Consider the following 13,604-nt stretch of genomic DNA (forward strand, 5'->3'; position numbering starts at 1 on the left):
TTAGACCGCTATCGCGAGCAAGCTCGCTCCTACAGTTTCAGCCTTCGATAATCTCCGCATACCCCTCGCGAAAACTCGGATAACGCGGCTCCCAGCCCAGGGCCCTGGCGCGGGCATTGCTGCAGCGCTTGCTGCCAGAACGCCGCACACTCGAATTGTCCGCCCACTCGGTCACGCCCAGGTACTCGCGCAGCCAGCCCACCACCTCCGCCAAAGGCACCGGCGCGTCGTCGACCCCGATGTAGCAGTCCTCAAGCTGCACGCCACGCCGATCGGCCTGCAGCAGGAAGGCCAGCAACCCCGCGGCGTCGTCGGCATGGATGCGGTTGCCATACAACGGCGGATCGATGGCCACGCGATACCCCTGGCGCACTTGGTTCAACAGCCATTCCCGCCCCGGGCCGTAGATCCCGGTCAAGCGCACCAGGCTGGCTGGAATGCCACTCTGCAACGCCACTTGCTCGGCCTCGAGCATCAGCCGGCCGGAATAGCCGCCGGCCTGCGCAGGAGAAGTCTCGTCGATCCACTCGCCGTCTTTCTGCCCATAGACGCTGCTGCTGGAAACGAACAACAGGCGCTTCGGCGACTGCCCGTTCTGCTTGAGCCAGCCCAGCACATGGGTCAGCCCCTCGACATAGGCCGCGCGATAGCCCGCCTCGTCATGCTCGGTAGCGGCCGCGCTATACACCAGGTAATCCAGCGGTGTGGTGGGCCAGGCTGCCGGGCACTGCTCGCTGAAAAGATCGCCCGCCACGCCGATCACCCCTTCCGGCAATTGCGAAACCGTGCGCCGCAGGCCGTAGACCTGCCAGTTTTCAGCCAGCAGTTGCTTCGCCAGACGGCTGCCGACATCACCACAGCCAGCGATCAGAACAGAAGGGGCGGACATCAGAAAACTCCTATCAGAAAGGCACAGACTAGCGTCGGCAATGGACGAGCGGCTAGCAATCAAAGAAAAAAAGATACTCTATTACTTCTGTTAACAAGAATTAGTTGCAATAATGACGGCCCATTTGTTCTCGGCCCTGCGAGGCCTAGAAGGACACTTACCCTTTTCCCTCTCAGGTCCGGCCAGCATGACACGCAATCCATTCTCCGCTTCGCCAACCCAACGCCCAAGCCCGCTGCGCGCCATGAGTGCGGCCGCGGCGTTGCTGTTCAGCCTGCTGCTGGCACCGACCGCGGCCTTCGCCGATGAGCAGGCCCCGACTGGCGCCTCGACACCTGCGGCAGCCCACGCGCCGGCCGATGCCACGGCGCCGGTAGCCACCCCGGTCGCCGCAGCGCCGGCACCTGCCGAAGGCGAGCCGGCCGACGACGCACCTGAAGTCCTCGAAGCGGACAACAGCCTGGGCATGGCGCACGACCTGTCTCCTTGGGGCATGTACCAGAACGCCGACATCATCGTGAAGCTGGTGATGATCGGCCTGGCTATCGCCTCGATCATCACCTGGACCATCTGGATCGCCAAAGGCTTCGAGCTGATGGGCGCCAAGCGTCGCCTGCGCGGTGAGATCCTCGCCCTGAAAAAGGCCACCACCCTCAAGGAAGCCAGCGTCACCGCCGCCAAAGAAGGCACCCTGGCCAATCTGCTGGTCCACGACGCCCTGGAAGAAATGCGCCTGTCGGCCAACAGCCGTGAGAAAGAAGGCATCAAGGAACGCGTCAGCTTCCGCCTCGAGCGCCTGGTAGCCGCCTGCGGCCGCAACATGAGCAGCGGCACCGGCGTGCTCGCCACCATCGGTTCCACCGCGCCCTTCGTCGGCCTGTTCGGTACCGTATGGGGCATCATGAACAGCTTCATCGGCATCGCCAAAACCCAGACCACCAACCTCGCCGTCGTCGCCCCCGGCATCGCCGAAGCCCTGCTGGCAACCGCCCTGGGTCTGGTCGCGGCCATTCCGGCGGTGGTCATCTACAACGTCTTCGCCCGCTCCATCGCCGGCTACAAGGCCCAGGTCTCCGACGCTTCCGCAGAAGTCCTGCTGCTGGTCAGCCGTGATCTCGATCACCTGCCGACCGCCGAGCGCTCTGCGCAACCTCATGTGGCCAAAGTAGGGTAATCCGCCATGGGCCTGCATTTGAAAGAAGGCGCAGAAGACGATCTCGCCGAAAACCACGAAATCAACGTCACGCCGTTCATCGACGTGATGCTGGTGCTGCTGATCATCTTCATGGTCGCGGCGCCGCTGGCCACCGTGGACATCAAGGTCGACCTCCCGGCCTCGACGGCCAAACCGGCGCCACGCCCCGAGAAACCGGTGTTTCTCAGCGTCAAGGCCGACCAACGCCTGTACCTCGGCGACGACGAAGTGAAAGCCGAAGCCCTCGGCGCCACCCTCGACGCCAAGACCCAGGGCAAAAAAGACACGACGATCTTCTTCCAGGCCGACAAAGGCGTGGATTATGGCGACCTGATGAGCGTGATGGATGCCCTGCGGGCCGCCGGATACCTGAAGGTCGGCCTGGTCGGACTTGAGACGGCTACCAAGAAATGATCACGACGCGCCAAAAACTGACGCGTTACAGCGGTAGCCTGGCCATCGTACTGGGGGTCCATGCGGTCGCGATCCTGCTCGCGCTCAACTGGAGTTCCCCCACGCCGGTCGAGCTGCCACCCCAGGCGATGATGGTCGAGCTGGCGCCGCTTCCGGCACCGCCTCCTCCCGCACCGCCCAAGGTCGTGACGCCACCGCAGCCGCCGGCTCCGGTCGAAGAGTTGCCGCTGCCCAAACTCGCGGAAGCGCCGAAGCCGACGATTTCCGTGCCCAAGCCGGTCAAACCCAAGCCCAAGCCACAACCGCCCAAGCCGGTGGAGAAAAAGCCGGAACCGCCGAAGGAAAAGCCCAGCGAAGAGAAGCCCAGCGACGCTCCGCCGACGCCCACCGCGGCACCGTCCTCGGCCCCTGCTCCGGGCCCCTCGCCGGCCCAGATCGCCGCCAAGGAAAGCTGGCAAGGCACGCTGCTGGCGCACCTGGCCAAGTACAAGAAGTACCCGCCGGGCGCTCAGGCACGCGGCAAGGAAGGCCTGAACCGACTGCGCTTCGTGGTCGACGCCCAAGGCAACGTGCTGTCCTATGAGCTGGTGGGACGCTCGGGCAACGCCGATCTGGACCGGGCCACCCTGGAAATGATCCGCCGCGCCCAACCGCTGCCCAAGCCACCGGCGGACATGCTCAACAACGGCTCGATCGAGATCGTCGCGCCCTTCGTTTACTCCTTGGAGAAACGTCGCCGCTGAGCATGACGCACAGGCGATCCCCAGCAGAAAGGCACCCCAAAGGTGCCTTTTTGCTTTTCCAGGCATGACCCGCATGCATTGCCCGGTGTCACAGCGAGCATTGAGTCTGATAACGTGCGTCTATCGATTGCAGCCGGTATGCTTGGCCCGCAACCTCATGGACGTCCGCTATGACTCTTACTGAATTACGCTACATCGTTACCCTCGCCCAAGAGCAGCACTTCGGCCACGCGGCCGAGCGTTGCCATGTCAGCCAGCCGACCCTGTCGGTGGGCGTGAAGAAGCTTGAAGACGAACTCGGTGTGCTGATTTTCGAGCGCAGCAAGAGTGCGGTACGTCTGACGCCGGTCGGCGAAGGCATTGTCGCCCAGGCGCAAAAGGTCCTCGAACAGGCCCAGGGCATTCGCGAACTGGCCCAGGCTGGCAAGAACCAGCTGACCGCCCCGCTGAAAGTCGGCGCGATCTACACCGTCGGCCCGTACCTGTTCCCGCACCTGATCCCGCAACTGCACCGGGTCGCCCCGCAGATGCCGTTGTACATCGAAGAGAACTTCACCCACGTACTGCGCGACAAGCTGCGCAACGGCGAACTGGACGCGATCATCATCGCCCTGCCGTTCAACGAAGCCGACGTGCTGACCCTGCCGCTGTACGACGAACCCTTCTACGTGCTGATGCCAAGCACCCACCCCTGGACCCAGAAAGAGAGCATCGACGCCAACCTGCTCAACGACAAGAGCCTGTTGCTGCTGGGCGAAGGCCACTGTTTCCGCGACCAGGTACTCGAGGCTTGCCCGACCCTGGCCAAAGGCAACGACGGCGCCAAGCACACCACGGTGGAATCCAGCTCCCTGGAAACCATCCGCCACATGGTCGCTTCCGGCCTTGGCGTCTCGATCCTGCCGCTCTCGGCGGTGGACAGCCATCACTACGCCCCCGGCGTGATCGAAGTACGGCCGCTGAGCGCGCCCGTGCCGTTCCGCACCGTGGCGATCGCCTGGCGCGCCAGCTTCCCGCGGCCGAAAGCCATCGAGATCCTCGCTGACTCGATCCGCCTGTGTTCGGTGGCCAAGCCGCCTGCCGCGAGTTAAGCCGTCGCGATGACTGAGCTGTCGAACGTGCCGGTCACGGCACTCAAGGGCGTCGGCGAAGCCATGGCCGAAAAGCTGGCCAAGGTCGGCCTGGAAAACCTGCAGGACGTGCTGTTCCACCTGCCCCTGCGTTATCAGGACCGTACCCGCGTGGTGCCGATCGGCGCGCTGCGCCCCGGCCAGGACGCGGTGATCGAAGGCACCGTCAGCGGCGCCGACGTGGTGATGGGCAAGCGCCGCAGCCTGCTGGTGCGCCTGCAGGACGGCACCGGCGGGCTCAGCCTGCGCTTCTACCATTTCAGCAACGCGCAGAAGGAAGGCCTTAAGCGCGGCACCCGCGTGCGCTGCTATGGCGAAGCCCGTCCCGGTGCCTCGGGGCTGGAAATCTACCACCCGGAATACCGCGCCATCAGCGGCGATGAACCGCCGCCCGTGGACCAGACCCTGACCCCCATCTACCCGCTCACCGAAGGCCTGACCCAGCAACGCCTGCGCATGCTGTGCCAGCAGAGCCTGGCCCTGCTCGGCCCGCGCAGCCTGCCGGACTGGCTGCCGCAAGAGCTGGCGCGGGATTACCAGCTGGCGCCGCTGGACGATGCGATTCGCTACCTGCACCACCCGCCGGCCGACGCCGATGTCGACGAGCTGGCCCTGGGTCACCATTGGGCACAGCATCGCCTGGCGTTCGAGGAACTGCTGACCCATCAGCTGTCCCAGCAGCGCCTGCGCGAAAGCCTGCGCTCGCAACTCGCCCCGGCGCTGCCCAAGGCTACCCGGCTGCCGGCGCAGTACCTGAAGAACCTCGGCTTTCCGCCCACCGGCGCGCAGCAGCGGGTCGGCAACGAGATCGCCTACGACCTCAGCCAGCCCGAACCGATGCTGCGGTTGATCCAGGGCGACGTGGGCGCCGGCAAGACCGTGGTCGCCGCCCTCGCCGCCCTGCAGGCGCTGGAGGCCGGCTACCAAGTGGCGCTGATGGCACCGACCGAGATCCTCGCCGAGCAGCACTTCATCACCTTCAAGCGCTGGCTCGAACCGCTGGGGCTGGAAGTCGCCTGGCTGGCCGGCAAGCTCAAGGGCAAGAACCGCACAGCGGCCCTGGAACAGATTGCCGCCGGGGCGCCGATGGTGGTCGGCACCCACGCGCTGTTCCAGGACGAAGTGCAGTTCAAGAACCTGGCGCTGGTGATCATCGACGAACAACACCGCTTCGGCGTGCAGCAGCGCCTGGCCCTGCGCCAGAAAGGCGTGGGTGGGCGCCTGTGCCCGCACCAACTGATCATGACCGCCACGCCGATCCCGCGGACCCTGGCCATGAGCGCCTACGCCGACCTGGACACCTCGATCCTCGACGAACTGCCCCCAGGCCGCACGCCGGTGAACACCGTGCTGGTGACCGACTCGCGCCGCGTCGAGGTCATCGAGCGGGTGCGCGCCGCCTGCGCCGAAGGGCGCCAGGCCTATTGGGTGTGCACGCTGATCGAGGAATCCGAAGAGCTGACCTGCCAGGCCGCGGAAACCACTTACGAAGACCTGAGCAGCGCCCTGGGCGAACTGCGGGTCGGCCTGATCCACGGGCGCATGAAGCCGGCGGAAAAGGCCGAGGTCATGGGCCAGTTCAAGGCCGGAGAGTTGCAGCTGCTGGTAGCCACCACCGTGATCGAAGTCGGCGTCGATGTGCCCAACGCCAGCCTGATGATCATCGAGAACCCCGAGCGCCTGGGCCTGGCCCAGCTGCACCAGCTGCGCGGTCGCGTTGGTCGGGGCAGCGCCGCCAGCCATTGCGTCATGCTCTACCATCCTCCTCTGTCGCAGATCGGCCGCCAGCGCCTGGGCATCATGCGCGAAACCAACGACGGTTTTGTCATCGCCGAAAAGGACCTGGAACTGCGCGGCCCCGGCGAGATGCTCGGCACCCGCCAGACCGGCCTGCTGCAATTCAAGGTCGCCGACCTGATGCGCGATGCCGACCTGCTGCCGGCCGTGCGCGATGCCGCCCAGGCCTTGCTGGAGCGCTGGCCGCATCACGTCAGCCCGCTGCTGGAACGCTGGCTGCGCCACGGGCAGCAATACGGCCAAGTGTGAGCAGCGTCTCAGTTAAGGGGCGAATGCCCCGATCAAGCTGGTTATACTCCTGAAATTGTTTGAAAACGGATACAGACCATGACAGAAGTTGCCCTCGCCACCGCAGCCCCGCACGCTCCGTCTGTAATCCGGCTGCTGCTCGGCAAACTGGACATCGGCTTCACGGAAGTCCTCGACCACCCGGGCCTGCCAGCCGCGCGCAAGGTACAGGCCGTCCTGCTGGACGACGCCGTCGGCGCGCTGATGGTGCTGTTCCCGCAGAGCCAGCTGCTGGACCTCAATCGCCTCGCCGAACTGACCGGCCGCCGCCTGACCGCCGTCTCCACGGAACGCCTGGAGCGCATGCTCGGCAAACACAACCTGAGCCTGCTGCCCGGCCTGCCGGCGCTCACCAGCTCGCCCTGCCTGTATGAAGAAAGCCTGCTGCGCGAGCCGAACCTGCTGATCAACTCCGGCGAGCCGGGCCTGCTGCTGGAAATCACCAGCGACGCCTTCAAGAGCATGCTGAGCAAGGCCAGCGCCGGCAACTTCGGCGAAGCCCTGAGCAGCATCCGCCCGAACCTCGACCGCCCGGACGACGACCGCGAGGAAATCACCCAGGCCATGCAGGCCTTCACCGCCCGGCGCATCCAGCAACGCCTGGAAGCGACCATCGAGATTCCGCCGCTCGCCGAAACCGCGCAGAAGATCATCAAGCTGCGGGTCGACCCCAACGCCACCATCGACGACATCACCGGCGTGGTGGAAACCGACCCGGCCCTGGCCGCGCAAGTGGTGAGCTGGGCGGCTTCGCCCTACTACGCCTCGCCGGGCAAGATCCGCTCGGTGGAAGATGCCATCGTCCGCGTGCTGGGCTTCGACCTGGTGATCAACCTGGCGCTGGGCCTGGCCCTGGGCAAAACCCTGAGCCTGCCCAAGGACCACCCGCAACACAGCACGCCGTACTGGCAGCAGTCGATCTACACCGCCGCCGTCATCGAAGGCCTGACCCGCGCCATGCCGCGCGCGCAGCGCCCGGAATCCGGCCTGACCTACCTCGCCGGCCTGCTGCACAACTTCGGCTACCTGCTGCTGGCCCACGTCTTCCCGCCGCACTTCTCGCTGATCTGCCGCCACCTGGAGGTCAACCCGCACCTGTGCCACAGCTATGTCGAACAGCACCTGCTGGGCATCAGCCGCGAGCAGATCGGCGCCTGGCTGATGCGCTACTGGGATATGCCGGACGAGTTGTCCACCGCCCTGCGCTTCCAGCACGACCCGAGCTATGACGGTGCCTACGCCGAATACCCGAACCTGGTGTGCCTGGCCGTGCGCCTGCTGCGCAGCCGCGGCATCGGCTCCGGCCCCGTCGAAGACATCCCTGACGCCCTGCTCGAACGCCTCGGCCTGTCCCGCGACAAAGCCGAAGACGTGGTCAGCAAAGTCCTCGAAGCCGAAGTGCTGCTGCGCGAACTGGCCTCGCAGTTCAGCCAGCACTGACACCCAGAAAAAAGCCCCGCTCCTGTAGGAGCGAGGCTTGCCCGCGATCATCTTCCGGCTGGTATACAGCTCGCCCTCAAGCCTTCGGCTTGGCCTTCTTCGGCTTCAGGTACTTGGTCAGCCCCTGGAACCAGATCACCAGCGCCGGGTTGCCCTTGATCTGGATCGACTTGTCCTGAATCCCGGTCATAAAGGCCAATTGCTTGTTCTTCGCCTGCATCGTGGCAAAACCATAGGCCGCGTCTTTAAAGGCAATGGCGAACGCCGGCTCGGGATACACACCCGACTTGCTGGTAATCCGCTGGTCCTTCACCCGGAAATGCCGCGCCACCTTGCCATCCAGTGTCTGCAGCTGGAACACCAATTCCTTGTCACCCAACTGCTGCTGGAACGCAGGATTGGTCCGGCTGGCCTTGCCCATCAACAGCCCCATCATCCACAGCAGAAAACGAAATTTCATGCGCAAAGCCCCAAAGAAAAAATGAACGGCTGGCGCAGTGTAGCGGCTTCGGAGGGGAACGCCACAGTTATGCAAGGTTAAGGGAAGATGAACGCGTTATTGGGGATTATGACTGCCAAGTCACGCCCGTTTACGAGCAGCCTTTATGGGTCGTCACGAAGAGACCTGCTCATAACCCTGTGAATCCTGAAACCTGCTCCAGCCTCATCCACTCCTGGGCCAGGCAATAGCCAGCACTCCAGACAACAGGCTCAAGGCGAGCAGCACTTTAGCAATCAGGAACGCAACGTCGACAGAGTCGGAAATGCCCCCACTGCCGCTTGCCCCGCCAGCAATGCCAGCCAACCCGAGCAAAGCGCTGAGTATCGAGATGGCAAGCAGCAAGATCGCCAGTACCGTGAAAGTCTTATGCATTATGCGGCTCCTTGATCGGGACAGCCCATAGGTCGCGTTTTGATGCTTCGCATAGGCTCGTTGAAGCTATTTTTTCGGGATACTTCTCGTTGTGGGGTTTCTCTTAATAATCGTCATCGCGTCCGGTTGGTTTCCAGTTGATGTCTTTGTCCGCGTGATAACCCTGAATAGGATGCGCTGGAAGTGGGTGCTCTTTGGCTAGATCAGGAAAGCGAAGTTCGGGATTTTTGTACAGCTGACTGGAAATATCACTGTACGCAAGTGCTATTTTTTCATCTTTTATATAACCAAGATCGCCATCCGCAAAAGTGCTTTCAATTACCAATGCTGCCTTCCGCATGCCCAACGCAGTAGCCCGCTGATAATAATGCATTGCAACCGGATAATTTTTATCAATATTACTATTGTAAGATGCCAGCTTGTAGGCAGCATCTGCATGGTTTTGTTTTTCAGCACACTTAAGAAACTTCAACCCTAGCTGATCATTATTTTTTTCGTATACATACAAATATCCAACGTGAGTTAAAGCTTGAGGACTACCTAAATCTGCTGCCTTGATTAAATACTGCATTGCATTCTTATCGGACTGAGTAACCCCTATACCCCGCTGTACCATCACACCCATATCGTAGTAGCCCAACGGAGCCTCAAGCTCGACCATTCGAATATAAAGATCGATAGCTTTATTTGTATCTTTCGAGACACCATCCCCGCGTAAATATAGCTCTGCAAGATTGTGCATTGCTTTCCAATGGTTCTTCTCTACAGCCTGCTGATACAGACTGGCAACTTTACTCCAGTCAGCCGGGCGTTTTTTGCTAAGCACCCAAGCTTGTTTAAACCATTGATCTGCTTGCTGGTCCAGAGACGGAGCAGTGTCTTTTTCATGAGCACACTTGAAATCGTATGCCATGGAAACACCACTGCTGCCCAATAGCACAATAGCCAGCAGCGCTTTAATAGTCATCATCACGTCCGGTCGGCTTCCAGTTGATGTCTTTGTCGGCGTGATAACCCTGAATAGGGTGCGGTGGAAGTGGATAGTCTTTTGCTAAATTAGGTAGTCGTAGTTCAGGATTTTTGTAAAAACGACTAGAGATATCATCGTAGGCCTTAGCTAATTTCAAATTCTTTGAGTAATCATGCAGCCCTTTTTCAAAAACATTTTTGATCTCCGTTGCTCCCTTCGGCTCCCCTAGCGCCGTAGCACGCTGGTAATAGTGCATGGAAACAGGGTAGTTCTCATCCACAACCTCATAATACGATCCCAACTTATAAGCTGCATCCGCATAATCCTGTCTCTCCGCACACTTCAAGTACCCAAGCCCTACAGCATCCTTTCTCTTGTCATAGATATAAATATAGCCAATTCTAGTTTGTGCTTGGGGACTACCCAAGTCAGCCGCCTTAATCAGAAACAGCATAGCCTCTTTATCTGATTGCACAACACCTACCCCCCGTTGCGTCATTACACTCATATCATAATAACCCAGAGGAACTTGTAGATTGACCATTCGCATATACAAATCAATAGCTTTGTTAGTGTCCTTTAGCACACCATCACCCCGCAGATACAGCTCTGCTAGATTATGCATGGCTTTCCAGTGATCCTTCTCTACAGCCTGCTGATATAGCCTGGAAACTTCCGACCAGTCTGGAAGTCGTTCTTTACTGATAGAACGAGCGCGTTGAAACCATTGATCGGCCTGTGGATCCAAAGGCGGGGCATTTTTTTGCTCATGTACGCACTTGAACTCATAAGCCATAACATCAACTCCAAAAAGACAAAAAGAAAAAATCAGCAGTAAATTAATCAACGGCTTTTGCATAAGGTGTCACCACATCCCAGAATCTAACTAAATTTCCATTTAATTTTTTATTGATTTTTTGCCTTTCCCAATTTTTACTAATCACCGACTCCCAGTTCCTAAAATCTTCAACGATATTCTCCGCAAGTGTTGGCTTGCTTACACTAATTTCGTTTTCCGAATGCATCCCCCACAACCGCTCCCGCCAGGTCCGGGTGGTTTGCGGGCTTGGCATGGCGATATTCAGTTCGGAGTCGGAGTTCAGGCTGCGTTCGTTGATGTTGGCGGAGCCTAGGGTGAAGAACAGGTCGTCCACCAGCAGCAGCTTGCTGTGCACATAGATGGACTTGTATTGCGCCATGCCTTGTTCCGGGCCGAGGTGTTCGGTGATATCGCGTTCGGTCTGGCGTTGCTCGCGTGTCTTGGCAGTCGCAGTTTCGCCGCCGTCCTTGCAACTGACCAGGGTCGCGACAATGATTTTCAACCCCTTGGGCGGCAGCAGCTCCGGCTCCAGCTCGCGAGCCGCGGCCTGGTTGTAGTGTTTGTTGGGGTCCATGGCCAGGAGTTCATCCGCGCGACTCGGATCGATACCCTGCTCATGCATTTGCGTCTGTACCTTGGCCAGTTCCTGATCGCGTGTCGGTGATGCGTCGCGGGCCTTCAGTTCGCGCTGGCGATAGGCAAGCTGGCGTTGATCGTAGAGCATGTCGCGGTGGGCCAAAGGCATCAGTTCGCCCTGACCAAGGGTGTCGAGCATCTCGTAGGTGGAACTGGAGAAGTGCCCGCTCTCCGGGTTGTTGGTGACCACGAACAGGTGCAGATCCTGTTGTTTGCCAGCAGCGACATAGTCGGCGGCAACTTTCTTCAGGCGTTCGGCCAGCGGTTTGTAGCGGAAGTACTGGTTTTCGATATAAGCGTACTGGTGCACATTGCCCAAGGCCTTTTCATATACCTCGAGAATGGTTTTTTCCGGGCCTTCTTCCGGTTGGGTCCGGCAAATCTGCGCGGGCTCTCCACCGTCACGAATCAGGCTCAGCGGTTTCACCGACGAGCGCTCGTGATTCAGGGTGCCCTTGAAGACCCGGCGTATCCAGCTGCTGCTCTTGTCCCAGGCATTGCAGAAGTTGTGATTGAGGTCGAACAGCACCGGACCGAGTACGTGCAGTGAGAGGTCCTGCCAGGGGCCGAAGCCCAGGTCGCGCTTGCCGGCTGCATCGTCGTAGGCGTGGGCGGTGGTGTCCCAGTAGTTGCGCTGCAGGTTGTGGCCCATCACGAGACCTTCCGCCTTTTGCGGGTCCATGTAGTCGACCACCAGAGTTTTCTGGTGATGGCTGGGAAACAGGCTCAGGAGCATCATCTGCATGAAGGACACATCGTGAGACTCGTCCTTGAGCAGTCGCCACAGGATGGCAAGGCGCCCCCAATGCATGCGCAGGCCATTTTGATCGTCGTAGGTCAACTGTCCTATGAACTCGAAATCCCGCGTACGAAACTCGATATTGCGGGCTTCGCGGCTGTTTACCCAGCGATACCAATCTCGGGTCTCGACCTGTTCGTTCGGGGCTTGAACCGTCCCTCCCGAATCACGGCCCTTGGTGTACCCGCTGTTCAGGGCATCCAGGCTTTGCTGGATGTCGATCAGACGGTCGCGCGTGGCTCGTCGGCCAGCCTCGTCGTTTGCCGGAAGTTTTTCCAGGCGTGCCTGCTCCTGCTGCTGTTTTTCCAGAAGCTTTTTCCGTTTTTCACCCAGGGCGCTGGTGTCAGCCGGCTTGCCCGCGGTCATTCCGGAACCCATCGATGTTCCGCCGGCGCCGCTCCAGCCCTCGCCGATCACCGAGTTTTCACCGAGCTGGGCCAGTCGGTTGTTCCAGATCAGTACCCGTACCTCGACACCACTTTCGGCCTTCTGCCTGAGCAGTTTTCCCAGACTGGGGCTGTCGGTCGAGGCCCGGTCGAGACGCAATCCAGGGTCGAAGCCCCAACTGATGAGGTCGATGCTTTTCGTAGCTGCCTGGATGCATTCATAGACCTTCTTGAAGGCTTCCTCGCCACACACCAGCGGCGTCACCACGTTGCCTGCCGGACGTGGCGGGCTTAGCGGATTGTTCTTGTGAGCGAACCAATCCGAGGTCAGGGTTGCGGCGCTTTCTTCAAGCGAGATCGACAGTTTCTGATCGAGGTATGTCATGGAGTGCTTCCTTTACTCTTTCTGCTCGCTTTGATCCGCCCACAATTGGCGGAACGCCTCACTGCTGCTCAACGCCTCCAGAGAGGCCGCCGCGCCCGGGAAGTCGCGGTATCCCTCACGCCCCAGGCGTTCACTGCGTTGGCGCGTCTGTTCGGTCGAGGTCTCGCTCATGTCCAGGTTGAAGCGGTGTCCATTCACCGTTTCCACCGAGTAGTTGCGGGTACCGGGAATATGCTGGAAAAGCACATTGCCCTTCTCGTCGCTGAAGCCTTTGTCGATAAGTGCGCCATCGGCGTAAAGCTGATAAGGCTCATCCGGATACCCCGGCATGTTGGGCAACGGGGAAATACGAATGCACAGCTGACCCGGCACAGTTTCTTTCGCCGGGTTGGCCAACGCCTCCTCCATCAGGCTGCCAGCCTTGTCCGCATCGGCCGCTCCCGGCAGACCCGGCATCAGAATGCCGATCCCGGTGCCACTCCCCGGCGAGCCCCCCGCATTGATCTTCACCACCGGCCCCACCACCGTGACGCCGCCGGCATCGAGTTTGATAAAACTCCCCCCGGCCTTGATCGTCAGTTCGCTGCCGGCCTCGATGACCATCTTGGCCCCGGCCTTGAGGTGGATTTCCTGGCCAGCTTTGGTCAGTTGCGCGGTGCCGAGTTTGATGTGCTGGTTTTCGCCCACGGTCAGGTGGTCGTCGACGCGGGTTTCGGTCTTGCGGTCGGCGTGGGTGATGCGGTGTTCTTCGGCCTTGAGTTCGGTGTAGGTGTTCTTTTCCACCGTGTCGTGGCGTTCGTGGCCGATGCGGATTTTCTGGTCGTGTTCGATGTTCTCG

13 protein-coding genes are annotated in these 13,604 nt (G+C 60.6%); 6 read left to right on the forward strand and 7 right to left on the reverse strand.

Annotated features, from left to right (window positions below; all coding sequences use genetic code 11):
• Positions 1 to 37: 37 nt before the first annotated feature.
• Complete coding sequence (locus PVZ80_RS12250; RefSeq protein ID WP_063433399.1) at positions 38 to 889, reverse strand: SDR family oxidoreductase; 852 nt, start codon at positions 887 to 889, stop codon at positions 38 to 40.
• A gap of 187 nt (positions 890 to 1,076) precedes the next feature.
• On the opposite strand from PVZ80_RS12250, the gene exbB reads away from it, so the two are divergent.
• From exbB to PVZ80_RS12280, 6 genes are all read left to right on the forward strand, one after another.
• Positions 1,077 to 2,063 carry a tonB-system energizer ExbB gene (gene exbB, locus PVZ80_RS12255; protein ID WP_009051571.1) on the forward strand — a complete coding sequence of 329 codons (987 nt, stop codon included), beginning with the start codon at positions 1,077 to 1,079 and terminating at the stop codon, positions 2,061 to 2,063.
• Between the two features lie 6 nt (positions 2,064 to 2,069).
• On the forward strand, positions 2,070 to 2,498 hold the full coding sequence (gene exbD, locus PVZ80_RS12260; protein ID WP_007921142.1) for a TonB system transport protein ExbD: 429 nt from the start codon (positions 2,070 to 2,072) through the stop codon (positions 2,496 to 2,498).
• Entirely contained in the window at positions 2,495 to 3,241 is a 747-nt protein-coding gene (locus PVZ80_RS12265; protein WP_009051572.1) for an energy transducer TonB family protein, read from the forward strand. The genes exbD and PVZ80_RS12265 overlap by 4 nt, the downstream gene beginning before the upstream one ends.
• Positions 3,242 to 3,411: 170 nt before the next feature.
• The gene (locus PVZ80_RS12270) at positions 3,412 to 4,332 is read left to right on the forward strand and encodes a hydrogen peroxide-inducible genes activator (protein WP_009051573.1); all 921 of its coding nucleotides are present in this window, start codon (positions 3,412 to 3,414) and stop codon (positions 4,330 to 4,332) included.
• Between the two features lie 9 nt (positions 4,333 to 4,341).
• A complete protein-coding gene (gene recG, locus PVZ80_RS12275; protein ID WP_025807008.1) occupies positions 4,342 to 6,417 on the forward strand; it encodes an ATP-dependent DNA helicase RecG in 2,076 nt (691 codons plus the stop codon).
• Positions 6,418 to 6,495: 78 nt separating this feature from the next.
• Positions 6,496 to 7,896, forward strand: a complete 1,401-nt coding sequence (locus PVZ80_RS12280; protein WP_063433402.1) for an aminoacyl-tRNA deacylase and HDOD domain-containing protein — start codon at positions 6,496 to 6,498, stop codon at positions 7,894 to 7,896.
• A 76-nt stretch (positions 7,897 to 7,972) separates the two neighbouring features.
• On the opposite strand, the gene PVZ80_RS12285 is transcribed toward PVZ80_RS12280, so the two are convergent.
• The 6 genes from PVZ80_RS12285 to PVZ80_RS12310 form a co-directional block, all read right to left on the reverse strand.
• A complete protein-coding gene (locus PVZ80_RS12285; protein WP_009051576.1) occupies positions 7,973 to 8,356 on the reverse strand; it encodes a hypothetical protein in 384 nt (127 codons plus the stop codon).
• Between the two features lie 204 nt (positions 8,357 to 8,560).
• Positions 8,561 to 8,770, reverse strand: a complete 210-nt coding sequence (locus PVZ80_RS12290) for a hypothetical protein (RefSeq protein ID WP_273863948.1) — start codon at positions 8,768 to 8,770, stop codon at positions 8,561 to 8,563.
• Between the two features lie 103 nt (positions 8,771 to 8,873).
• A complete protein-coding gene (locus PVZ80_RS12295; RefSeq protein WP_273863949.1) occupies positions 8,874 to 9,737 on the reverse strand; it encodes a tetratricopeptide repeat protein in 864 nt (287 codons plus the stop codon).
• The gene (locus tag PVZ80_RS12300; RefSeq protein ID WP_233146677.1) at positions 9,727 to 10,599 is read right to left on the reverse strand and encodes a tetratricopeptide repeat protein; all 873 of its coding nucleotides are present in this window, start codon (positions 10,597 to 10,599) and stop codon (positions 9,727 to 9,729) included. Before PVZ80_RS12300 ends, PVZ80_RS12295 begins: the two co-directional genes overlap by 11 nt.
• Positions 10,580 to 12,646, reverse strand: a complete 2,067-nt coding sequence (locus PVZ80_RS12305; protein ID WP_273863950.1) for a phospholipase D-like domain-containing protein — start codon at positions 12,644 to 12,646, stop codon at positions 10,580 to 10,582. The genes PVZ80_RS12300 and PVZ80_RS12305 overlap by 20 nt, the downstream gene beginning before the upstream one ends.
• A 132-nt stretch (positions 12,647 to 12,778) precedes the next feature.
• Positions 12,779 to 13,604: bacteriophage T4 gp5 trimerisation domain-containing protein (locus PVZ80_RS12310; protein ID WP_443201009.1), on the reverse strand; the 826-nt coding region annotated here is incomplete at its 5' end.

The organism is Pseudomonas sp. B3G-3 (genome assembly GCF_028640915.1).
Classification (GTDB): Bacteria; Pseudomonadota; Gammaproteobacteria; order Pseudomonadales; family Pseudomonadaceae; genus Aquipseudomonas; species Aquipseudomonas chlororaphis_I.